The 23162-nt window shown below is 38.0% G+C and carries 33 protein-coding genes; 4 read left to right on the plus strand and 29 right to left on the minus strand.

Annotated elements, in window-relative coordinates; genetic code table 11:
* Positions 1–2: 2 nt before the first annotated feature.
* From rpsH to EA772_RS02380, 18 genes are all read right to left on the minus strand, one after another.
* Complete coding sequence (gene rpsH / locus EA772_RS02295; RefSeq protein WP_231427289.1) at positions 3–404, minus strand: 30S ribosomal protein S8; 402 nt, start codon at positions 402–404, stop codon at positions 3–5.
* A gap of 147 nt (positions 405–551) precedes the next feature.
* Complete coding sequence (gene rpsN, locus EA772_RS02300) at positions 552–821, minus strand: 30S ribosomal protein S14 (RefSeq protein ID WP_010599897.1); 270 nt, start codon at positions 819–821, stop codon at positions 552–554.
* Entirely contained in the window at positions 821–1387 is a 567-nt protein-coding gene (gene rplE, locus EA772_RS02305) for a 50S ribosomal protein L5 (RefSeq protein WP_086003386.1), read from the minus strand. Before rplE ends, rpsN begins: the two co-directional genes overlap by 1 nt.
* Positions 1384–1725, minus strand: a complete 342-nt coding sequence (gene rplX / locus EA772_RS02310) for a 50S ribosomal protein L24 (protein ID WP_116169305.1) — start codon at positions 1723–1725, stop codon at positions 1384–1386. Before rplX ends, rplE begins: the two co-directional genes overlap by 4 nt.
* 1 nt (position 1726) lies before the next feature.
* Positions 1727–2095 (minus strand): 50S ribosomal protein L14, encoded by a 369-nt coding sequence (gene rplN, locus EA772_RS02315; RefSeq protein WP_010599900.1) that lies wholly within the window; start codon positions 2093–2095, stop codon positions 1727–1729.
* A 1-nt stretch (position 2096) separates the two neighbouring features.
* Positions 2097–2351, minus strand: a complete 255-nt coding sequence (gene rpsQ, locus EA772_RS02320) for a 30S ribosomal protein S17 (protein WP_010599901.1) — start codon at positions 2349–2351, stop codon at positions 2097–2099.
* 13 nt (positions 2352–2364) lie between these two features.
* Positions 2365–2577 carry a 50S ribosomal protein L29 gene (gene rpmC / locus EA772_RS02325; RefSeq protein ID WP_010599902.1) on the minus strand — a complete coding sequence of 71 codons (213 nt, stop codon included), beginning with the start codon at positions 2575–2577 and terminating at the stop codon, positions 2365–2367.
* Positions 2578–2650: 73 nt separating this feature from the next.
* A complete protein-coding gene (rplP, locus tag EA772_RS02330) occupies positions 2651–3073 on the minus strand; it encodes a 50S ribosomal protein L16 (protein WP_010599903.1) in 423 nt (140 codons plus the stop codon).
* A gap of 40 nt (positions 3074–3113) precedes the next feature.
* Entirely contained in the window at positions 3114–3959 is an 846-nt protein-coding gene (rpsC, locus tag EA772_RS02335) for a 30S ribosomal protein S3 (protein WP_010599904.1), read from the minus strand.
* A gap of 9 nt (positions 3960–3968) precedes the next feature.
* A complete protein-coding gene (rplV, locus tag EA772_RS02340; RefSeq protein WP_010599905.1) occupies positions 3969–4328 on the minus strand; it encodes a 50S ribosomal protein L22 in 360 nt (119 codons plus the stop codon).
* A gap of 7 nt (positions 4329–4335) precedes the next feature.
* Positions 4336–4602, minus strand: a complete 267-nt coding sequence (gene rpsS / locus EA772_RS02345) for a 30S ribosomal protein S19 (protein WP_010599906.1) — start codon at positions 4600–4602, stop codon at positions 4336–4338.
* Complete coding sequence (rplB, locus tag EA772_RS02350; protein WP_010599907.1) at positions 4602–5426, minus strand: 50S ribosomal protein L2; 825 nt, start codon at positions 5424–5426, stop codon at positions 4602–4604. Before rplB ends, rpsS begins: the two co-directional genes overlap by 1 nt.
* 20 nt (positions 5427–5446) lie before the next feature.
* Positions 5447–5737: a 50S ribosomal protein L23 gene (gene rplW / locus EA772_RS02355; protein WP_010599908.1), complete on the minus strand. Its 291-nt coding sequence runs from the start codon at positions 5735–5737 to the stop codon at positions 5447–5449.
* 1 nt (position 5738) lies between these two features.
* On the minus strand, positions 5739–6368 hold the full coding sequence (rplD, locus tag EA772_RS02360) for a 50S ribosomal protein L4 (RefSeq protein ID WP_010599909.1): 630 nt from the start codon (positions 6366–6368) through the stop codon (positions 5739–5741).
* Between the two features lie 4 nt (positions 6369–6372).
* The gene (gene rplC, locus EA772_RS02365; protein WP_010599910.1) at positions 6373–6990 is read right to left on the minus strand and encodes a 50S ribosomal protein L3; all 618 of its coding nucleotides are present in this window, start codon (positions 6988–6990) and stop codon (positions 6373–6375) included.
* Positions 6991–7163: 173 nt separating this feature from the next.
* Positions 7164–7559 (minus strand): DUF1634 domain-containing protein, encoded by a 396-nt coding sequence (locus tag EA772_RS02370; protein ID WP_010599911.1) that lies wholly within the window; start codon positions 7557–7559, stop codon positions 7164–7166.
* A complete protein-coding gene (locus EA772_RS02375) occupies positions 7559–8392 on the minus strand; it encodes a sulfite exporter TauE/SafE family protein (protein ID WP_124911044.1) in 834 nt (277 codons plus the stop codon). The genes EA772_RS02370 and EA772_RS02375 overlap by 1 nt, the downstream gene beginning before the upstream one ends.
* Before the next feature lie 350 nt (positions 8393–8742).
* Positions 8743–9999, minus strand: a complete 1257-nt coding sequence (locus tag EA772_RS02380) for a prephenate dehydrogenase (protein ID WP_124911045.1) — start codon at positions 9997–9999, stop codon at positions 8743–8745.
* A 173-nt stretch (positions 10000–10172) separates the two neighbouring features.
* On the opposite strand from EA772_RS02380, the gene EA772_RS02385 reads away from it, so the two are divergent.
* The gene (locus EA772_RS02385; RefSeq protein ID WP_124911046.1) at positions 10173–10784 is read left to right on the plus strand and encodes a hypothetical protein; all 612 of its coding nucleotides are present in this window, start codon (positions 10173–10175) and stop codon (positions 10782–10784) included.
* Between the two features lie 43 nt (positions 10785–10827).
* On the opposite strand, the gene EA772_RS02390 is transcribed toward EA772_RS02385, so the two are convergent.
* The 4 genes from EA772_RS02390 to EA772_RS02405 all read right to left on the minus strand — a co-directional run bounded on the left by EA772_RS02390 (position 10828) and on the right by EA772_RS02405 (position 16021).
* Entirely contained in the window at positions 10828–11718 is an 891-nt protein-coding gene (locus tag EA772_RS02390; RefSeq protein ID WP_246834024.1) for a type IX secretion system membrane protein PorP/SprF, read from the minus strand.
* A gap of 2 nt (positions 11719–11720) precedes the next feature.
* On the minus strand, positions 11721–12224 hold the full coding sequence (locus EA772_RS02395) for a gliding motility-associated C-terminal domain-containing protein (protein ID WP_124911047.1): 504 nt from the start codon (positions 12222–12224) through the stop codon (positions 11721–11723).
* A 4-nt stretch (positions 12225–12228) separates the two neighbouring features.
* On the minus strand, positions 12229–14406 hold the full coding sequence (locus EA772_RS02400) for a collagen-like protein (protein WP_124911048.1): 2178 nt from the start codon (positions 14404–14406) through the stop codon (positions 12229–12231).
* Positions 14407–14677: 271 nt separating this feature from the next.
* Positions 14678–16021, minus strand: a complete 1344-nt coding sequence (locus EA772_RS02405; RefSeq protein WP_124911049.1) for a deoxyguanosinetriphosphate triphosphohydrolase — start codon at positions 16019–16021, stop codon at positions 14678–14680.
* 119 nt (positions 16022–16140) lie between these two features.
* On the opposite strand from EA772_RS02405, the gene EA772_RS02410 reads away from it, so the two are divergent.
* Together EA772_RS02410 and EA772_RS02415 are read left to right on the plus strand one after the other, a co-directional pair.
* A complete protein-coding gene (locus tag EA772_RS02410; protein ID WP_124911050.1) occupies positions 16141–16512 on the plus strand; it encodes a hypothetical protein in 372 nt (123 codons plus the stop codon).
* Between the two features lie 13 nt (positions 16513–16525).
* Positions 16526–16720, plus strand: coding sequence for a YtxH domain-containing protein (locus tag EA772_RS02415; RefSeq protein ID WP_124911051.1), 195 nt, complete (start codon positions 16526–16528; stop codon positions 16718–16720).
* A 261-nt stretch (positions 16721–16981) separates the two neighbouring features.
* On the opposite strand, the gene EA772_RS02420 is transcribed toward EA772_RS02415, so the two are convergent.
* Positions 16982–17260 carry a hypothetical protein gene (locus tag EA772_RS02420; RefSeq protein ID WP_116169295.1) on the minus strand — a complete coding sequence of 93 codons (279 nt, stop codon included), beginning with the start codon at positions 17258–17260 and terminating at the stop codon, positions 16982–16984.
* 354 nt (positions 17261–17614) lie between these two features.
* Here EA772_RS02420 and EA772_RS02425 point away from each other — a divergent pair, with 354 nt between their 5' ends.
* Entirely contained in the window at positions 17615–18274 is a 660-nt protein-coding gene (locus tag EA772_RS02425; protein ID WP_010599921.1) for a response regulator transcription factor, read from the plus strand.
* A 3-nt stretch (positions 18275–18277) separates the two neighbouring features.
* Here EA772_RS02425 and EA772_RS02430 read toward each other — a convergent pair whose 3' ends face one another.
* The 6 genes from EA772_RS02430 to EA772_RS02455 form a co-directional block, all read right to left on the minus strand.
* On the minus strand, positions 18278–18523 hold the full coding sequence (locus tag EA772_RS02430; protein ID WP_124911052.1) for a hypothetical protein: 246 nt from the start codon (positions 18521–18523) through the stop codon (positions 18278–18280).
* A gap of 98 nt (positions 18524–18621) precedes the next feature.
* On the minus strand, positions 18622–18927 hold the full coding sequence (rpsJ, locus tag EA772_RS02435) for a 30S ribosomal protein S10 (protein ID WP_008244591.1): 306 nt from the start codon (positions 18925–18927) through the stop codon (positions 18622–18624).
* A 138-nt stretch (positions 18928–19065) separates the two neighbouring features.
* On the minus strand, positions 19066–21180 hold the full coding sequence (gene fusA, locus EA772_RS02440) for an elongation factor G (protein WP_010599923.1): 2115 nt from the start codon (positions 21178–21180) through the stop codon (positions 19066–19068).
* A 94-nt stretch (positions 21181–21274) separates the two neighbouring features.
* On the minus strand, positions 21275–21742 hold the full coding sequence (gene rpsG, locus EA772_RS02445) for a 30S ribosomal protein S7 (protein WP_010599924.1): 468 nt from the start codon (positions 21740–21742) through the stop codon (positions 21275–21277).
* Positions 21743–21759: 17 nt separating this feature from the next.
* Positions 21760–22173 carry a 30S ribosomal protein S12 gene (gene rpsL / locus EA772_RS02450; RefSeq protein WP_010599925.1) on the minus strand — a complete coding sequence of 138 codons (414 nt, stop codon included), beginning with the start codon at positions 22171–22173 and terminating at the stop codon, positions 21760–21762.
* Between the two features lie 479 nt (positions 22174–22652).
* Entirely contained in the window at positions 22653–23111 is a 459-nt protein-coding gene (locus EA772_RS02455) for a hypothetical protein (protein ID WP_124911053.1), read from the minus strand.
* Between the last annotated feature and the right edge of the window lie 51 nt (positions 23112–23162).

A 23162-nucleotide genomic window follows, 5' to 3' on the forward strand; every position in this document is an offset into this window, starting at 1 on the left:
TATTAATAAACGTGACACAATACCTCACCACCAATGTTTAATTTGGCTGCTTCTTTATCAGTCATTACACCTTTAGAAGTAGATAAGATTGCGATACCTAAACCGTTTAATACTCTTGGCATATTTTCAACACCAGCGTAGTTTCTCAAACCTGGTTTACTTACTCGCACTAATGTACGAATAGCAGGAACTTTAGTGATTGGATTGTATTTCAAAGCAATTTTAATGGTGCCTTGAACTGTAGTATCTTCAAACTTGTAGTTCGCGATGTAACCTTTGTCGAAAAGAACTTTAGTAATTTCTTTTTTAAGGTTTGATGCAGGAATTTCTACAACACGGTGGTTGGCCTTAATGGCATTCCTTACTCTTGTTAAATAATCTGCTATTGGATCTGTATTCATTATTTATTGTTTTTGATAGTGGTTTCCTTCTGCTACCCAGCTGTGGGACCTTCTATCGGTTAAAATTCTTTTTTAAGCGAAAAGCAAAAAGACTAAAGCCTAAAGCGGATTTATTCGCTTTAGACTTTAAGCTTTAAGCTCTAAGCTATATTACCAAGATGCTTTTTTAACACCTGGTATTTTACCGTCTAATGCCATCTGGCGGAACGTTACCCTTGAAATGCCAAAGGTACGCATATATCCACGAGGACGACCAGTTAATTTACAACGGTTGTGTAAACGTACCGGAGAGGAGTTTTTAGGTAATTTATCTAAACCCTCGAAATCTCCTGCAGCTTTTAATGCTGCACGTTTTTCAGCGTATCTAGCTACCAATTTTTGGCGCTTAACTTCGCGTGCTTTTACACCTTCTTTTGCCATTATTCTGCTGTTTTTTGATTTTTAAATGGTAATCCGAATTGTTTCAATAACTCAAGCGCCTCAACGTCAGATTTTGCCGAAGTTACGAAAGTTATATCCATCCCTAAAATTTTATTGATTTTATCTATATTAATCTCTGGGAAGATGATTTGTTCAGTAACACCTAAAGTGTAGTTACCTTTTCCATCAAAACCTTTATCGTTAATACCTTTGAAATCGCGAATACGTGGTAAAGCTACAGAGATCAAACGATCCAAGAACTCATACATATTGTTGTCACGTAATGTTACACGTACACCTACCGGCATACCTTTACGCAATTTAAAGTTAGAGATATCTTTTTTAGATTGTGCCGGAACCGCTTGCTGACCAGTAATAGTAGTCAATTCAACGATTGTCGTATCCATAATCTTTTTATCAGTAACAGAAAAACGACCCACACCCTGATTGATACAGATTTTTTCCAATTTTGGAACCTGCATTACAGTTTTGTACTGAAATTTCTCTTTTAACGCATTTACAACTTCTTCTTTGTATTTGCTTTTTAATCTAGGTGTAGCCATTATTTAATTTCCTCCCCTGAAATTTTAGCAACTCTAACGATTTTACCATCAGCGTTTAGTTTACGACCAACGCGGGTAGTTTTACCAGATTTTGGATCAACCAACATCAAGTTAGAAATGTGAAGAGCAGCTTCTTTTTTAATAATACCACCGTTCGGATTTGCAGCATTTGGTTTAGTGTGTTTAGACACTAAGTTAACGCCTTCTACAATGGCTCTGTTTTTATCTATTTGTACTGAAAGTACTTTTCCTTGTTGACCTTTTGAATCGCCAGCAATTACTTTAACTAAATCTCCTGTGCGGATTTTAAGTTTTGATGGTGTATTTACTTTGTTTCCCATTTTATAATACCTCCGGTGCTAATGATACAATTTTCATGAATTGTTTTTCACGTAGTTCTCTCGCAACCGGGCCAAAGATACGTGTACCTCTTGGCTCATCCTGTGCGTTCAATAATACAGCAGCATTATCGTCAAAACGGATATAAGAACCATCTTTACGACGGATTTCTTTTTTAGTTCTTACAACAACTGCTTTAGAAACTGTACCTTTTTTAATATTACCTGACGGTAATGCGCTTTTTACGGTAACAACTACCTTATCACCAATTGAAGCATAACGTTTGCCGGTTCCACCTAGCACGCGAATTACCAATACTTCTTTTGCGCCGCTGTTATCAGCAACGTTTAATCTCGATTCCTGTTGTACCATCTTATTTAGCTCTTTCTAAAATTTGTACCAATCTCCAGTTCTTGTTCTTACTCAATGGACGAGTTTCCATGATTAATACTGTATCACCGATACCGCATTCGTTTTTCTCGTCGTGAGCCATAAATTTGGTAGTTTTCTTAACGAACTTACCATAAATCGGGTGTTTCACTTTACGTTCCACGCTCACTACAACAGATTTATCCATCTTGTTGCTTACCACTAACCCCGTTCTTGTTTTTCTTAATTGTCTTTCCATGTCGACTCTCAAATTATTTAGTTTCAGTAGCTGACTCAGTGTTTTTTACTTGAGTCAACGCAGTGTTTAAACGGGCTATGTCTTTCCTTACTTTTGCAATACGCGAAGGATTTTCGATAGCTGAAATAGTGTGTGCGAACTTTAATTTTGATAAGTTCTCTTTTTCTTCCGCAATCTTAGCTACTAATTCTTCTTTTGAAAGCCCTGTGATTTCTGAATTTTTCATTTTTCTTTTTCTTTTACGTTGAGTGTAGCGGTTATAATAAACAAGTATTTACAACATTCACCTCAACACTTTACTATGCTTCTACGTAATCTCTACGTACTACGAACTTGGTTTGGATTGGTAATTTCTGAGCTGCTAAACGCAATGCTTCTTTAGCTACTTCTAAAGGCACACCTTCAGCTTCGAAAATTACACGTCCAGGTCTTACAACTGCTACCCAATATTCAGGAGCACCTTTACCTTTACCCATACGTACCTCAGCAGGTTTTTTAGTTACTGGTTTGTCCGGGAAAATTCTGATCCATACTTGACCTTCACGTTTCATGAAACGTGTTACGGCGATACGGGCAGCCTCTATCTGGCGACTTGTAATCCAAGTTGCTTCTAAAGATTTGATACCGAAAGATCCGAATGCTAATTCAGCTCCACGAGAAGCTAAACCCTTCATTCTGCCTTTTTGCATCTTCCTGAACTTCGTTCTTTTTGGCTGTAACATTTTATTTTGTTCTAATCGTTAAACGATGTTAATAAATCAATTATTTACGAGGACCTCTGTTAGCGCCTGCGCCACCACCTCTATTTGCACCTGGGCCACCTTGACCTGGGCCACGACCACCACCTTGGTTTCCACCACGTCTGTCGTTACCACCACGTCTATCGTTTCCGCCACGGTTATCTCTTCCACCGAATGCTGGTTTATCTGATGCGCCTTTTGGACCGTTGTTTGTTGAACCAATGTTTGGAGACAAATCACGTTTTCCATAAACCTCACCTTTACAGATCCATACTTTAACGCCGATTTTACCATAAGTGGTTAAAGCTTCAGCTAAAGCATAGTCGATATCAGCACGGAATGTATGCAAAGGCACTCTTCCTTCTTTGTACTGCTCAGTACGTGCCATCTCAGCACCACCTAAACGACCAGAAGTCATGATTTTAATACCTTCAGCACCCATACGCATGGTTGATGCGATAGAAGATTTCATTGCTCTACGGAATGAGATCCTTGCTTCTAATTGTTTTGCAACACCTTCTGCAACTAATTGTGCATCAAGTTCTGGGCGTTTAATTTCGAAGATGTTAATTTGAATTTCCTTTTTAGTTAATTTCTTTAATTCTTCTTTGATTTTATCAACCTCAGCACCTGCTTTACCGATTACAATACCTGGGCGAGCTGTGTGGATCGTTACTGTGATACGTTTTAACGTACGCTCAATAACAACTTTAGCAACACCACCTTTAGCGATACGAGCAGAAAGGTATTTTCTTATTTTCTCATCTTCAACTAATTTATCGGAGTAGTTGTTGCCACCGAACCAGTTAGAATCCCATCCTTTGATGATACCTAACCTGTTACCTATTGGATTTGCTTTTTGTCCCATTTCCTAAAATTAGTTTTGAGTTGTTTCTGTGTTTTTACTATCTACAATCAGTGTAACGTGGTTTGAACGCTTGCGAATTCTATATCCACGACCTTGAGGTGCCGGACGTAAACGTTTAAGTTGACGGCCACCATCTACCATAATTGTTTTAACAAATAACTCGCTTCCATCAGAAGTTTTGCCATTTTTAGCTTCCCAGTTGTTAATTGCAGATAATAATAATTTCTCAACTCTTATTGCTGCTTCTTTATTGGTAAACTTTAAAACACTTAATGCTTTTTCTACACGTTCACCTCTGATAAGATCTACAACCAAACGCATCTTACGCGGTGAGGTTGGACAATTGTTTAATTTTGCTATTGCTTCCATTGTCTAATTATTTTTTCTTTTCAGCGTGTCCTCTGAATGTTCTGGTTGGAGCAAATTCTCCCAACTTGTGACCAACCATGTTTTCTGTAACGTACACAGGGATAAATTTATTTCCGTTGTGCACAGCAAATGTATGATTCACGAAATCTGGTGATATCATTGATCTGCGAGACCAAGTTTTGATTACAGACTTTTTGCCTGAATCATTCATAGAGTTTACTTTTTTCTCTACGTTATGGTCAATATAAGGTCCTTTTTTTATCGAACGAGCCATTATTTCTTCCTTCTCTCTATGATGTAACGATTAGAATATTTTTTAAGTTCTCTGGTTTTAAAGCCTTTAGCTAAAACGCCATTTCTTGAACGTGGGTGACCACCTGATGATCTACCTTCACCACCACCCATTGGGTGATCTACTGGGTTCATCGCTACCGGTCTAGTTCTCGGACGACGGCCCAACCAACGTTTACGACCAGCTTTACCTAATACTTCGTTTGCGTGATCTGAGTTAGATACTGCACCGATAGTAGCAAGACAAGTAGTCAAGATTAAACGGGTTTCGCCTGAAGGCATTTTCAAAGTAGCATATTTACCATCGCGGGCAGCTAATTGTGCGTAAGCACCTGCACTACGAGCCAATTGTGCTCCTTTTCCAGGGTGAATCTCCACGTTGTGGATGATAGAACCTAATGGAATGTTCGATAATTTTAAAGTGTTACCTACTTCTGGTGCTGCAGTATCGCCGGATAATATTACCGAACCTACTTGCAAACCTTCCGGAGCAATGATATAACGCTTCTCGCCATCTGCATAATGTAATAATGCGATGCGGGCAGTACGGTTTGGATCGTATTCAACAGTAGCTACTGTTGCAGGAATATCGAATTTATCGCGTTTGAAATCGATTAAACGATATGATTTTTTATGACCACCACCCATGTAGCGCATAGTCATTTTACCTGTGTTATTACGTCCACCAGACTTTTTTGATGATACAACCAATGATTTTTCGGGCTTGGTTGCTGTAATCTCCGTAAAACTAGCACCAACTCTGAAGCGGGTACCTGGAGTAACTGGTTTAAATTTTCTTAAGCCCATAGTTATAATTAATTATTAAATTAAAGAGTTGCGTAATAATCTATTGTTTCGCCGTCTTTTAACGTTACGATTGCTTTTTTGAATTTCGGGCTACGGCCAGAAACAAAACCTGCTTTAGTGTAACGAGACTTCGCTTTTCCATCAACAACCATTGTGTTAACTGCAACGATGGTTACACCGTACAATTTCTCAATAGCAGCTTTGATCTGGATTTTGTTAGCCTTGTGGCTAACAGCGAATGTGAAACGGTTAGATTTCTCAGTTAAAGCTGAAGCTTTTTCGGTTAATATTGGTTTTTTTAAAATTTCCATATTACTTGGCAAATGCCTCCTCCAAAGTTTTAACAGAATCTGCAGTTAACACAAGTACACCAGCGTTTAATACATCATAAGTATTTAAATCTGCTGCCGAGATTACTTTAGTTTTCTGAACGTTTCTGCTTGATAAATAGATATTATTATTTTGTGCAGGTAAAACCAATAAAGTTTTTTGAGTACCTACGTTTAACGCAGCCAATAAACTTGTATAGTTTTTAGTTTTAGCTGTATCGAAGTTGAAATCTTCTAAAACTACCACGCTGTTATCTTTTGCTTTATAAGCTAAAGCAGATTTACGTGCTAATGATTTTAATTTCTTGTTCAATTTAAAGCTATAATCACGTGGCTGAGGACCGAAAACACGACCACCACCGTTAAATAACGGAGATTTAATGCTACCAGCACGGGCACCACCTGTACCTTTTTGTTTGTATAGTTTACGAGTTGAACCAGCAATCTCATTACGTTGTTTAGATTTATGAGTACCTTGACGTTGGTTAGCCAAATACTGTTTTACATCTAAATAAATCGCGTGGTCGTTAGGCTCGATACCAAATACCGATTCAGGAAGTTGCACCTTGGCACCTGTTTCTTTACCTGAAATGTTTAATACTTTAACTTCCATCTGATTACTTGTCTAAGATTACGTAAGAACCTTTAGCTCCTGGAATGGAACCACTAACTACTAATAAGTTTTGCTCAGCATAAACTTTCAAAACTTGTAAGTTTTGAATTTTTACTCTGTCTCCACCTGTTCTTCCTGCCATGCGCATTCCTTTGAATACACGTGAAGGAAATGATGATGCTCCCAATGAACCTGGGGCACGTAAACGGTTATGCTGACCGTGAGTCTGCATACCAACACCGGCAAATCCGTGGCGTTTTACAACACCTTGAAAACCTTTACCTTTTGAGGTACCTACAACATCAACAAAATCGCCTTCTGCGAATGCATCAACGGTTACAACATCACCTAAGCTAAGTGAAGTAGTAAACGAATCGAATTCAACAAGTTTGCGTTTCGGAGTTGTGTTTGCTTTCGCGAAATGGCCTTTCAATGGTTGAGTTGTGTTTTTCTCTTTTTTCTCATCGTAACCCAACTGGATTGATGAATAACCATCTACTTCTTCGGTCTTTACTTGTGTAACTACACAAGGCCCAGCCTCGATTACCGTACAAGGAATGTTTCTTCCTTCGGCATCAAAGATACTGGTCATTCCTACTTTTTTTCCAATAATTCCTGACATTTTATCTTTTCTTTTTAACACCCATCGAAGCAGTAGGGCTTCGTTCAAGGTGGTTGTACAATCCCCCGAAAGGGACGGCAAAGATAGATAAGAATTATTAATTTTCAAATAGTTAGCAAAATATTTTTTCAAATAAATTGCTGATATGATGGAGTTTAAGATTAATTACCGGATTAATGTGCCAATCCTCCATTTAAACTGATGGTTATGATCGCTAAGATGATAAAACCAATCAATACATAAAGGTAATCCCGCTCCAGGAAAAAGCTAAAAATTGCAAATATAATCCTTGCAATTGGGGTAAATATAAGCATCAGGATGCCGAACTGAACAATGGCATCGCCATGAAAGGTAGACAGCCCTTTAAAAATTGCCGCAATAGATGAGAACTTGGAAAGCTCAGGCTTGAAAACCTTGTAATCTGTAATAACGCCATTGTTGTGAATAAGAAAAACAACACCGCCGATTAAAACAATACTCATCGAAATAATTACACCCGCACGTAAAAGAGTACCCAAAACAACCTGAATATCCTTATCATTAATATTTTGTTTTTTTGCTGTACTCATTACAATCCGCTTATTCCTTTATAAATCATTTGCAATGCCAAAAAAGTAACCACTACGGCAAATACAATTTTTAACTTATCGGTTTTGGTGCGCAATAAAACCTTTGCACCAACAGAGGCTCCCGTTAAAACGCCAATACAAACAGGCATGGCAATTCCCGGATCAATTTGTCCGCGGTGCAGATAGACCACCGCACTAGCTGCCGCCGTAACCCCCATCATGAAATTGCTGGTAGTTGTTGATACCTTAAATGGCAAACGCATGATATTATCCATGGCAATAACTTTCAGCGCCCCGCTTCCAATCCCTAACAGACCAGAAAGTGTTCCTGCAAAAAGCATCATCACAAAGCCACCCGGAACATTTTTCACCGCATAGGGATGATCCACACCTTTATCAGGATAACTACTGTTTAATTTAAAAAATTTCGCCCATTTATCTGTATCGTCTAAAGTGGTATGGTCAACTTTTTTCTTCAAAGTCATGATCGCAGAGAAGATCAGGATACAACCAAAGATGATCGCAATATAATTTGCATTGAGATATACCGCTACAATTGCACCACAGATGGCACCAACTGTTGTAGCGATTTCCAGAAACATACCAATTCGAATGTTGGTGATGCCTTCTTTTACATATGCTGCTGCTGAGCCAGACGATGTAGCAATTACAGAAACAATGGATGCGCCAATGGCATAATGAATATCGACACCAAGTGCCAGTGTTAATAGCGGAATAATAATTACGCCGCCACCTAAACCAGTTAGCGAACCTAGTAAACCTGCTAAAAAAGCACCCAATAAAACGATAATGGTAAAAAGCAATACCGACATGCGGGCAAATATAAGGCACACATTTTGGCTAAACGAAGGATTTGGCGAATAAAATAAAGTCTATATATTATATGGATGATGTAAAATGGTCTGGCAACGGTATCATTGAATTTTAGGGAATCGCCTGATTGAAAACATGTAGGGTTTATATCACAACCTTCAACATACTGCTTACAAAAGCAATTCGCTCTTTGATGAACTTTCTTCGAAAATTCATTTATCATCAACAAGCCAAAAAATATAAAACTTTTCTTACGATAAGGATTATGAGTGCTTTCAAATCTATCACTTATCGGCTTTCCATTTTAAACTCTTGTAAACTTCATCCATTTTACATCTTCCCTACTATGCTACTTACCCAATCTTCTGATCATCTCGGCACTCAGATCCCTGCCATCATTTAAGCGGTTAGCAAAGAAAGATTTAGCGGCTTCAAAATGTTCTTTATAGCCTTTCAAATCTCCATATCCTATAATTGAGGCCCATTCATGAACGGCAGTATGAAATTCCAAATCATCGCCGCGTATCGATTTATCATAAAGCGCTGTATGAATTGATTCCTCCAGCATCTCGTCATTTTTAAACAGATACTCGGCAATGCCCAATCTTAATTTAAAAGGTGGCGTTTGGCAAATCAAATTATCGTAAGGGTTAACGCCCATTTTATACCAGGCATAAACCATGCTCAATAAACTTAAATGAGAATTTGGTTTTTGTTTATGTTCAGCATCTGATAGGCTGAACTCTTTCATAATGTTATCATCCAAAAGCAAGAGCGTCCTGCTTTCATGAAATACAAAGTCGCGGGCTGCATAAATTTTCTCCCTAAATTCTATCTCACTTTCGCAAATCATCAACTTATAAAGTTCTGATTCAGCCTGAGCATAATATTTTACCTGCTTTTGTGCGTAAGGGTTTAAGATTGCTAAACCCGCATAGATGTGAGATTTATAACTAAAAATCCTCAAGGTTGTTAAAATCTTTACATTATCGATTCCGCCGGCATAGGCAGGATTATCCCAGGGGAAGAAACCGGCATTTTTCCATGCCGAGCCCATGCTTTCAAAACCCATGTGTGTTACAGCCTGCGTATCGGCTACAATGCGGTCGTGCTCCCGGTAATCATCCATCTCGATGATATTCGATTTTAACGACTTGTAAATCTCCAGTGCTTTGGCATATACCTCATCTGTAGCACGGTGGCGAACAACAACCAATGTTTGCCCTTCAGGACTAAAAGCCGGCCCATGTAAAGAGTGGCAGGTTACAATTTGAGTATCGGCTGGCAGGTGTTTCTCAAAAGCGGCAATTTCCGGATGCTTCACAGAAGTTTGTCCGGATACGATGGCACCAAATTTTGTTGACCGTGCAAATGTGGCCACCACTTCATCAATTTTCTCGGCTTCAACACAGTAGAGTATGAAGTCTGATTTCCGGGCAACCTCATGCCCATCAACCAACACCTCAATTCCTTTCGGTTCCAGCTCATTTTTTAAATCTGAAAAACGTAATGGCATATCCGCCCCACATACTTTATAACCTGCATTTATGAACGATAGTGCATATAATCTGCCCATATCGCCTAAACCGATAATTCCTATTTGCATGAAACAAATGTAATCTATCATGAATTAAATCATAATAAAACTTAGATAATTTTGTTATTTAACAAGTTCATAAAACATGTTTTTATCTATTAGCATTCAATAATTAGTTAAAATATATTGAATAAGAAATAGATAAAAATGTAGTTTTACATTCTAACACCTATATTTAAACTATGCAGAAAATTAAACACACCCTAATGTTTTTAGGCGCTATGCTATTTTTAAATGTGGCGTTTGGCCAGGTTTTACCAGACACCACAAAAAATACTGATCCATCTTTAAATGGACAATATCAGTTTATGTTAAAAAAATCAAAAAGCCTATACGGTGCAAAGCTGATTAATCCATCGAGGCTGACAGGTTTGTGGAAAAGTGTGAATGATACGTTGAGAAAAGAGCGCAAACAGCTTCAGGAGGCCAGGCAAGAAATTAAAGCCCAAGCACAAAATATCTCTATCTTAAAGGGCGAAGTTACTGGTAAAGAAAGTTCTTTAGCTGATGCAACAGCATCGGTAAATGAAATTAAGTTTTTAGGCATATCCTTTAATAAAGGAACATATAATACAATCGTTTGGGTAATTATTATTGTGTTAGCGGCTGGATTGGCAATCGTTATTTTTCAATCTGGTAAATACAGGAAAGAAGCTACTTATCGAACACAGCTCTATCAGGAAGTTGCTGATGAGTTTCAGGCACACAAAGTAAAGGCAAAAGATAAAGAAATGAAACTGGCCAGGGAACTTCAAGACGAAAGAAATAAGTGGGATGATGCCCGAGGCAGATAAAATAACAGGAAAGCCATTTCGATGAGAGATGGCTTTTTTATTGTTATGGGTTTTTGAAACTGTACTTTAACCCAATTTCAAATTCACCGTTGCTAAAATTTTTCATTTGAGCAGTATTGGTAGTGTATTGAAATAGAAGGGCGAATTGGTTTTTGTAATTGGCACCGAAACCTCCAGTAAAACTATTGGTGCTATGGTAAATGCCATTTAACATTAGTTTATTTTCTAAAAACTGAAGATTTACACCAGCATCGAAAATGCCATCATAGTTTTGAACGCCTCGATAAACTAATTTAGGCTCGATGCTGTTTACCACTTTATCAGTGGTAAATTTATACCCCGCTGCGATAAAATATATAGATCTATCGACAACGTTCCTTAGTATATCTCGTTTGAAAAACCTTTTTAAATTTGGCAAAGTTGCTTGTAAGGTCAGTTTGTCCATCCTGTAGGCAATGCCAAAATCACCATCGAGATAAAGCTGCCGTTCATTGAAACTATTTAGTACCTCATCAGTTAAATCACCTTTTACCTTTCCCATATTCACGTATTCATTCATGATACCTGCTGACAGGCCAAAATCAATAAAATTGGTGGCGTTATTTATAGGAATGTGATAAGCGTAACTCACCGTTGCTCTAAACCGGCTAATTGCACCTGCAGTTTCACTGTAAAGCAATGCGCCTAAGCCTACTTTATTATTCTTCAGACCATAATCTGCGGTTAAATATTGTATTTTGGGTGCACCATCTACCCCAACCCATTGGGTTTTGAAAGCTCCGTTTAATGTTACGCCGTCATCTACACCAGCCATTGCAGGATTTGCTAAAAATTGGTTTTGATAATAAATACTCCCCATTGGGTTTAACTGACTAAAGGCCACTGTAAAGGAAAATAACAACAAGCCACATAAGCAAAATCTCATCTTTCTCATTGTTATTTTTTATATAGAATTGATATAAATCCTTTAATAGTTCCATCCACGCCTAAATCGAGAATATAATAATAAGTATCTTCCATCAGCGGCCGGCCGTTGAGGTAGCCATCCCAATCATTTTGGTAATTAAAAGTTGAAAAGATGGTTCGTCCTCCCCGATCGAAAATAGTTAGCTTGTTAGCCGGATATTTTTCTAATCCTTTGATAAAGAAGAAATCGTTTTTCCCATCGCCATTTGGCGTAAGAATATTATTCACAACTGCGATATCGGCAATTGCCTGCATCAGTAGCAACGGTTGTAAAAACCCTTGGGTTAGCGTGGTGCTGTTGGCCTGAAAGGTTTGCACCAAAACCATTTCACCAATACTAAAGTCATACAATTGGTTATTGATTTTCCCATAAGCACCCGCAGTGTTTAGGGTAAACGGTAAATCTTGTGCAACAACATCTTTCTTAAAAAAAAGCAGGCACAAGAATAATATCAGGTAAAAGGTATTTTTCATATGCTTAATTTAAAGAGATCCATGTTGCACCATCACTCTGAAGGGTGTAGGTTTTGGCTCCAATCATCGTTGTGGTAGTTGTATCATCATTCAATAAAATGGCATTATTAAAAGTGATATTCCCCGATGATGCCGCTTTAACGATTACATAAATTCTCCCCTTACAAGTTGCTGCCGCTGGTAAATTGACGTTAAGCGCCAGACCAACATTTTTAATCCGTACAGTATAATGTGAAGCATCTAAAGTGAGTGCTGTTGCCGATGTATGGGTAAGAATGCTTGCGGAAACCGAACCGTTAACATTCAAAGTGCTAGAGCCACTTGGCGCATAAGCGGTAGAAGTACCTGCTGATGAATTATTAATGGTTAAAGCACCTCCGTCAGTCGATAAACTTCCAGATAGCAGCGGATAAATTGTACTGGAGTTGGCAACAACTAACGTGTTGCTAACATTGGTTAGCACACTTCCAGCATTGTTTCCAAGAAAAATATTCCCACTTCCGTTATTTTTATTGCCTGCAGAAAAACCAAGTGCTGTATTGCTATTTCCATTGTTTGCTTCCAATGCTAAACTTCCAACTGCCGTATTGGCGATACCAGTGCTGTTCGCCATTAAGCCATGTGTACCGATAGCCGTGTTGTTTGAACCCACAGTGTTGGACGATAGGGCCTGAGAACCAAAACCGCTGTTATGAATGCCGCTGAAGCTTCGCTGCATCACTAAATGCCCAAATGCACTGTTTTCGTAACCTGAAATATTGACAGAAAGCGCTTCCTTACCAAAAGCACTATTAAAAAACCCCGTGATATTCGTTGTTAAAGTTTTATATCCGTATGAAATATTGGTATCGGAAGATGTTCCTAAACGACCGGATTTTTGCCCATTGATTAGAAAATTAATGGCAATGTCATCTGTGTTTCCCAGAAAGTTGCTGCTTTGATCTACATTACCAGAATTACCTTTTAATGACCAGGCATTTGCGTTGGTAAGTGCCGTAAAACTGATCAACTCCGGCTTGCCGGTTATCGCATTAGTTGCGTAAACTTTATTTGCATCACTCACCCCGGCAGTTGTTAATTTAGCAATGGTTACTGATGCATCAGCTAATTTGGGCGTAGTCACCGAGCCATCGGCCAGTTGCAATGTATTTACTGCTAAATCATCAATGTTTGTATTTTTCACTTCCTTATTCCCGATCTTAAGTGAAGTTACAGCAGCATCTGCCAATTTTGGAGTAGTAACTGAACCATCTGCTAGTTGCAGGGTGTTTACGGCTGCATCTGCAATGTTGATATTTTTTACTTCCTTGTTTCCAATTTTTATCGAGGTTATTGCTCCATCAGCAATTTTCGGCGTGGTGATGGCTCCGTCTGCGAGCTTAACTGTGGTTACTGCACCAGCGTTAATATCAATAACTACATCCTTCAAAACAGCGGTTGAACCATTGGTGCTAATACTTAAGTCGGTAGAAGTAATTGCTTTTGCGCCAGCAAGCTGGTTAACATCCAATGTTACAGGTTTCCAGGCAGTTCCATCAAAAAGCAAAACCTGATTATTTTGTGGTGACGAAGCCGATAGCGTTTTGCCCTGAAAATTTGCAATGGTAGGATTTGGATAGCTTCCGCTTAAATCACCACCTGCTGCACCGGTAGATGGCCCAGCTGGCCCAGTGTCTCCCTTATCCCCTTTATCACCCTTAACACCTGGGATACCTTGAACCCCTACTGCTCCCGCTGGTCCGGCGGGGCCCTGTGCCCCGGCAGGACCTGTTGGACCATTTGCAGCATATAATGCATAAGGCACACTAAGCAATTGTGCGGTTCCGGCCAAACTAAAGTTCGAACCATTGTCGGGATCGATCTCAACTTTAACAAATTTTAAACCTGAACCCCAGGTTACAGCTGAGATGGATCCTGTACTTGAGTTTGCTCCTGTACTGCCGATACTTATCGCATACAATCCATTAGCAGATGTGGTTACGCTTCTCACTTCTGAATATTGCGTCGTTCCAGTAATAGAAGCATCAAGGATGCTTATTCTTAAAGAGATATTTTTATTAGCCAGCGGACTACCATTAGAATTCCGGGCTGCACCTTGATAGTTAAATTGCTGTGGAGCTTGTGCTCTTACAGCAAATGCCAGGCAAAAGCCCAGCAAAGCAGTAAGTAAAGTTTTTTTCATAAATAGGGACATGATCTAATCAGTAAGACATTTGCAAGTTAAGCATGCCTCAACTCTCAAATCTAATAATTAGTATATCCCTTGGTAATCGATTTACACAAATGACTTTTTTATAATACTCACTTTTTTGTAAAAATTTGATAATCAAGTATTTACAAAAGTGCTTGTATATAGTTTTTTACATCAATAGCCTATTTAAGCTCAAATAGCCCAATTGATCTGTATTGACAAATCATATTTGCGTATGATTAAGAATACATTTGAATTAGCCCTACGTTTCTGAAGGAAAAGATATCCCTTTAATATTTCGATACAAATCAACGGCGTAAAGATCAGTCATACCAGAAACAAAATCTAACACACTTTGTGTCCTGGAATAAATATCAGTTAAATCAGTATGGTATTGTTTTGGAATTAGCTTGACCAGCTTTTTGTAATAGTGCGTATTGTTGTTAATTAACGCAGGAACAAATTCTTCTAGTAATCCAGCCATGATTTTGTAGCCGGCAACTTCTTTTTGGATAACCGATGAAAAATTGTAAATGCGTTCGATAGAAACCTTTTCTATTGCTTTCCAGGCCGTGAGATATGGCTCAGGAATTAAATCAGTAAGACTGCTGTTTAAATTTCCATTTAAAAGACTTTCTTGCTCGCGGTAAAAAATATCTGCACAAATATTGGTTAATGTGTTAATCGCTTTCGCCCTTAACAAGCCGATTTTTGCATCATCATCTTCATAGTCGTTCTGAAGCCGCTTTTCTATGGTATTTGAATTGGCAAAAGGTAAAAGATAATTTTTCACTTCTTCGTATGAAAGAATTTTTAAACGATGTGCATCTTCCAGATCAATGATGCTGTAACAGATATCATCAGCAGCCTCTACCAAATATACCAGTGGATGGCGTTTATAGATCAGATATTCATTTTCTTCTCTCTCCAGATGAAGTTCATTTGCAATTTTCTTAAACGTTTCTTCTTCTGATTGAAAAAATCCATATTTCTTACGGTGAAGAAGTCCCTTTTGTTTTCCGGCAATGGAAGCACATGGATACTTGGCTATGGAGGCCAATGTAGAATAAGTAAGTGCGTAGGCATCATTTCCTTTACCTTTTAGCGGATGTGTGAGAATCCTGATCGCGTTGGCGTTTCCTTCAAAATTTATCAAATCATGCCACTGCGAGTCATTCATTTCATCCTTGTAAACCCGGCCATCACCATCGGTAAAATATCTTGAAATAGCCGCCTCTCCTGAATGCCCGAAAGCTGGATTTCCCAAATCATGTGCCAATGAGGCTGCCGCAACAATATTACCAACCTCGCTGATTAGCGGAACACTTTTGATCAAATCAGGGTTTTTATCCTCAACATTATTTAAAAAAATGTTGGCCATTGAACGGGCAACACTTGCAACTTCCAAACTATGCGTTAAACGATTATGAACGAAAACGCTTCCAGGCAGTGGAAACACTTGTGTTTTATTTTGAAGGCGTCTGAAAGGCGAAGAAAAAATTAATCTGTCGTAATCTCTCTGAAAATCAGAACGAGCCTTATCCCGATCGCCTGTCCAGCTTTCCTGACCAAATCGTTTATTTGAAAGCAAATGTTTCCACTCCATTTATTGAAATATTAAAAATTTGGCGCAAGTTAATCAAAAGGAAAAAATCATCTTTAATAAATCGAGAAAATGAGGTCAAACCATTTCTTACCTGATCTGTTTTTATTAAAATCTTAATTATGAAAACAAGTATTTATAACAAGAAAGAACATACTGAAGGTTACGTAGGAGAAGGAAATGATGATAGCAAATCGGACATTCAAAAAGAATATGAGAAAGGCAATGATGGAAATGTAGTAACCAGTTTTGGACAGGAGACCGTTGCTGAGAAGAATGCGCATGGCTTCAATGAGCAAAATATTGTTGCGAAAGATGGCCTGGATAATACGGGTACACAAGGTAAAGACTCATTGAGTGACGATGCTTACAACAGCAAGGATAAAAATCATACCGTTGAAAGTGCAGAAAGCGGCACAGGTAGTTCCTCTAAAGACTTTGAACAGCCAATTAAGCAAAGAAATGAAGATGACGTTTTAAATAGTGGGATTTAAAGAATGTAAGACTATGGGTATATTAAAATATGCGATTGTAGGAGCCATTACAGTTTATGGCTTACAATACCTCACAAAGAAAAGATCGCTTGATGATAAATCTATAATAAATGATTTCAGTGATCATCTGAACGACTTGTTTGATAAAATGAAAGATTATAAAGAAAAAGTAAAATTAGACTATCAACAAACCACACAACTTTACTGACAGGGCAGAATGTTTATTAAGACACGTGATTTTGATATATATCAATAGCTATCTGAAAAATTCATTTGCATTTAGCTCAGAAGTTATCAATTTTGCAGCCTGATCAAGATTCGCAGCGCAAACTTTACCTTCATTGGCTAAACTAATTATCAGAACTGAACCAGTTCTTATAGTATTTCAACTGTTGTTGAGTTTTGAAATTTTTCCATCTACCGGAAAATTCATTACAGATAAATAGGGATTCCTTTACGCAATCCCTATTTATAAATCTTTACCACCTACACCCTTTTCTTCAGCGTTGTTTCTATTTCCAATATCTTCTCCCTGGCTCAGATTTTCATTTTTTAGTTCAGAAATAGTGTGATCATCACTACCTTCTTCTGCCTTGGCAATATGTTCTTCGCTTGGTGCATTTTTTCGTCTGAATTCTGAATGTGCGATGCTATGTCCATACGTAACTTCACCATTATCCCACTCAATATTCTGATCATTCTTTTTCCCTTGCTGACTTTCTTCGTTTTTATTGGCTTCCTTATTCATCGCTATTAATTTAATAAATACCTTTTTTAATAACAGTTTGTATCGAAAGAAGGTTTAAAGATTTTAATTTTTTTTAGCATTCAATATGGGTAAAGGAAGCATAATAAAGCCATGATTTTTCACGGCATCATTATTGAAGAACAGCGTTTAGCAAATGATGGATTGACCATTTAAAAATTTCCGCCCCCCACTTTATTTAGCCGTTGTTTCATCAATTACGCTTCGAAATAACTCCCATTCAAAGGCGTAATCAAAAAGAGTATTAATACGCCTATTTTGAGTATTAACACATATTTTCTACAATTTATTTATTTCGATATTTGATTTTGATGCAATAGTTTAATAATTGAAAATTTGAAAATCCCGATAAAAGTATTAATCGCTGACAACCATGCAATTGTACGAAATGGTGTAATTTCGTTACTTGAAAAACAAGAAAACATAGAAATTGTTGCCCAGGCTGCAAATGGCTTAGAAGTACTTAGACTTTTACAAAGTGGAATAGCACCAGATGTTATTTTGACCGATATCGCTATGCCAGAAATGGACGGGATAGAACTCACAGAGTTATTGAAACTAAACTTTCCAAACATAAAAATCCTTATCCTCACTACTGCTGATCAGGAAGAATTTATTATTTCATCGTTTACCGCTGGCGCTCATGGCTACTTATTAAAGAATGTTAACATTGCAGAAGTAGTTTTCGCCATAGAACAATTAGCCGCTGGCTACAGGCACCTTTGTACTGCAATTGGGATGAAATTACTTAATCACCTACAAGGCCGGTTTACGTTAAACTCAAAAAACCTGAAGGCAAACATCCAGCTTTCAAAACGAGAACTCGAAATCTTAACATTAATTGCCGAAGGTTACACCAATAGTGAAATTGCGGATAAGCTGTTTACCAGTAAACGTACTATTGAGGGAAACCGACAAAATTTGCTAGACAAAACTGGCAAAAAAAATACCGCATCATTAATCAACTTTGTGGTTAGAAACGGAATAATCGACTAGTTTTTACTTCACTCCTTTACTTTGATTAATATCTGTGGAACTGTCAAGATCATCTTTACTAGACCCATTTTCATCTCTGTGTTTTGGCGGATGCTCCATTCGGCTTTCTTCCAGTTCAGAAAAATCGCTGCCTTTCTGATTTCCCACTTCACCGTGTGATGAAGGTTTTTCATTTAACTCTTCTTTAGGATCAGCAAAATCCTGACCTTCAACGGGTAAATTTGCTTCATTTTTGATGGGCTTTTTCATATTGATTAAACCCTCCGAAGCCACTTTTGTTTCAAAACAGGTTAAACAAAAAAGGCCTTGATTTGCATCAAGACCTTTTCAATACGATTTAAAATCAATTAAACTTTGATTTCAACTTCAACACCACTAGGTAATTCAAGTTTCATTAAAGCATCAACTGTTTTAGAGTTAGAGCTATAAATATCCAATAAACGTTTGTAAGCGCATAATTGGAACTGCTCTCTAGCTTTTTTGTTTACGTGTGGAGAACGTAATACAGTAAAGATTTTTTTCTCTGTAGGAAGTGGAATCGGTCCACTTACAACTGCACCCGTAGGCTTAACAGTTTTTACGATTTTCTCAGCAGATTTATCTACTAAGTTGTAATCGTAAGATTTTAATTTAATTCTGATTCTTTGGCTCATCTTATTTTTAATTATGATTTCCTGTTAGAGCTATTAACAACAGAAATCGGATTTATCATTTTTAGTATCAAGACAAAAGTATCGAGTATCAAGACTGAAAACCTGTCTTGATACTTGATACTAAGTACTTGCGACTAACTAGTCTTCAGACTTAATTCTACCTTTAGATTTAGCAATTACTTCATCTTGTACGTTCTTAGGTGCTGCTTCATAGTGGTCAAATTCCATCGTTGAAGTTGCACGACCTGAAGTGATTGTACGTAACTGCGTTACATAACCAAACATTTCAGAAAGAGGCACAGTTGCTTTAATTACCTGAGATCCGTTACGAGTATCCATACCTAATAACTGACCACGACGACGGTTCATATCACCGATCACATCACCCATGTTTTCTTCAGGGGTTAAGATCTCGATTTTCATGATTGGCTCCATCAAAGTTGGCTTACATTTAGGTAAAGCCTCACGATATGCCATACGGGCAGCAAGCTCGAATGATAAAGCATCTGAATCGACTGCGTGGAATGAACCATCAATCAAACGTACTTTCATATCAGGAAGCGGATAACCTGCTAACACACCGTTAGCCATTGCCGAAGCAAAACCTTTCTCTACTGAAGGGATAAATTCACGTGGAATTGAACCACCTGTAATTTCGTTTACGAATTGTAAACCACCTTTTTCGAAATCAGAATCGATTGGCGAAATTACAACCTGGATATCCGCGAATTTACCACGACCACCTGATTGTTTTTTGTATGTTTCGCGGTGTTGCGTAGAACCGAAGATTGCCTCTTTGTAAGCTACTTGTGGCGCACCTTGGTTAACTTCTACTTTAAACTCACGTTTTAAACGATCGATCAAGATATCTAAGTGAAGCTCACCCATACCTGAGATAACAGTTTGACCAGTTTCCTGATCTGTTTGTACTCTGAATGTAGGATCTTCTTCAGCTAATTTAGATAAGCCCATACCTAATTTATCAACGTCAGCCTGAGTTTTAGGCTCAATAGCTAAACCGATAACTGGCTCAGGGAATACCATCGATTCAAGAACGATTGGATTTTTCTCATCACAAAGTGTATCACCAGTTTTGATATCTTTAAAGCCTACTACCGCAGCAATATCACCAGCACCTACGTTAGGAATTGGGTTTTGCTTGTTAGCATGCATTTGAAAGATACGAGAAATACGCTCTTTGTTGTTCGAACGAGTATTGTAAACGTATGAACCAGCTTCTAAGTTACCTGAATAAACACGGATGAAACATAAACGACCTACGAATGGGTCAGTTGCAATTTTAAATGCTAATGCTGCAAATGGTTCGCTTTCTGATGGTTTTAATAAAACTTCCTGATCTGTATTTGGGTTAGTACCAACAACACCTTCAGAATCTAAAGGAGAAGGCAATAATTCCATTACATAATCAAGCATGGTTTGTACACCTTTGTTTTTGAAAGATGAACCACAAACCATAGGAACAATTTTAGCATCTAGTACCGCAGCACGTAAAGCATCTAAAATTTCACGCTCAGTGATTGAGTTTGGATCATCGAAGAATTTCTCCATCAATGTCTCATCATAATCAGCTACTGATTCTAATAATTTCTCTCTCCACTCCGCAACTTCGTCTAACATATCATCAGGAATTGGCACTTCAGTAAAGGTCATACCTTTATCATGCTCATTCCAAACAATACCACGGTTGTTGATTAAGTCAACCACACCTTTAAAGTTATCTTCAGAACCGATAGGTAACTGCAATGGAACTGCGTTAGAACCTAACATATCTTTAACCTGCTTAACAACTTTCAAGAAGTCAGCTCCAGAACGGTCCATTTTATTAACGAAACCGATACGGGCAACATTATAGTTGTTAGCCAAACGCCAGTTAGTTTCTGATTGAGGCTCTACACCATCAACAGCAGAAAATAAAAACACTAAACCATCTAATACACGTAACGAACGGTTTACCTCAACGGTAAAATCTACGTGTCCTGGTGTATCGATAATGTTAATGTGATAATTCTGGTTTCTATACTTCCAACCAACAGTTGTAGCAGCAGAAGTAATGGTAATACCACGCTCTTGCTCTTGTGCCATCCAGTCCATTGTTGCAGCACCTTCGTGCACCTCACCAATTTTGTGACTCACACCAGCATAATAAAGGATACGCTCAGTTGTTGTAGTTTTACCTGCATCAATGTGAGCTGCGATTCCGATATTTCTTGTAAATTTTAAATCTCTTGCCATTGTTTATAATTAGCGAATGATTGAATTAGAGAATAGGAGAATGATATAAAACCACTCGCTCATTCAAAATCCAATCATTCAATCATTTTAATATTTAGAATCTGAAGTGAGAGAACGCTTTGTTAGCCTCAGCCATTTTGTGCGTATCTTCTTTCTTCTTAACAGCAGCACCTTCACCTTTAGCAGCAGCTACCATTTCACCAGCTAATTTCTCTTTCATGGTTTTTTCACCACGTTTACGAGCGTATAAAATTAACCATTTCATACCTAAAGCTGTTTTACGTTCTGGTCTAACCTCAGTTGGAACCTGGAAGTTAGCACCACCAACACGACGAGACTTAACCTCTACAGCTGGCATAATGTTAGTTAAAGCACGTTTGAAAATTTCTAAACCGTTTTCACCTGCTTTTTTCTCAGCAATTTCAACAGCATCATAGAAAATAGAGTAAGCGATAGATTTTTTTCCATCGTACATCATATTGTTCACAAAACGAGTTACCTGAACATCATTAAATTTTGGATCAGGAAGAATAATTCTCTTTTTTGGTTTTGACTTTCTCATTTCTTATTTCCTCCCGATTATTTTTTCTTTCCTTTAGCAGGTGCAGCAGCAGCTTGACCTGGTTTAGGACGTTTAGTACCATATTTCGAACGACGTTGGTTACGACCAGCAACGCCTGATGTATCTAATGCACCACGGATAATGTGGTAACGTACACCTGGTAAATCTTTAACACGACCACCACGAATCAAAACGATTGAGTGCTCTTGTAAGTTGTGACCTTCTCCAGGAATGTAAGCATTCACCTCTTTACCGTTCGTTAAACGAACGCGGGCTACTTTACGCATTGCTGAGTTTGGTTTTTTAGGGGTAGTGGTGTACACACGTGTACATACACCTCTTCGCTGTGGACAGCTGTCCAACGCTGGAGACTTACTCTTGAACTCCAGTGCTACTCTACCTTTTCTAACTAATTGTTGAATAGTTGGCATTGTGCTTTTTTATGTTTTTTATTAAAAATTTACCGCTCCCCCGGCATCCTCGCAGATAGCCCATAAAACGGACTGCAAAAGTAGAACAATTCTTTTTATAAATCAAGGGGTTAGGAGAAAAAATTTTATGGTTAAGAAGATAACATTTAACTTGAAGGATAGGGAGTTGCGGATTTTAGATAATCCAGAATTTACCTTCATCATCCTGAACATGTTTCAGTGATGTAAGAGCGTTGATTGTTTTTCTAAAAAAAAAACTCAATGGTACATTTTCTACGCTAGTACTACGATTTTGTGCTTCGACAAGCTCAGCATGACAAACACCTCCGCTTAGGTCGGGTTTAGGTGGCAGCGAAAACATTGGTTGTTGGTATTTGTCAAGTTAGGACAAAGATCAGCATGTTGAATTTGTTCAAGATCTAGCCAAAGCTTTTTGTTATAAATTATCGGTTGGTGTTTCCACCAACCAAATAATTAAATTAATTACAATCCTTAAAGCTATCTTTAAGAACCTTTAATTTGGCAACTGCTCCTGCCAATTCTTTCGGTGCTTTACCATATTCATAGGTTATTTTATACTGTTTTCCGTCTGCCGTTACCGAAACCCATTCCGCTCCGCCGTCAGCACAATCCGGGCAACCAATCCTTTCAGGTAAATTAGAAAGTTGGTTTGCTACTAATAAATTTTTGATTTCATTAATTTCAGTAGCAGAAATGCTTTTAGAACATGTTTTCGTATCTGGCGTGGACCCGTTTTTAGTTTTTGAAAAAGTAAGCTTCGAATCGCTGATTACGATACTTTGGGCACAATAGCCTGTGCACATTCCAAAAGATGTACCATAGCTGATGCTATCTAACTTATTAATCTTTCCCTTTTTACAATTTGAAAAAAGAAAAAGGCAAAAAGCAGCAAAAATGAATAGAATATGTTTTTTCATATGAGCGTGAATTTTTAATTAAAGATAGAATTTATTAAAGAATAAAAAATG

It is taken from the genome of Pedobacter sp. G11 (assembly GCF_003860265.1).
In the GTDB taxonomy this organism is placed as follows: Bacteria; Bacteroidota; Bacteroidia; order Sphingobacteriales; family Sphingobacteriaceae; genus Pedobacter; species Pedobacter agri.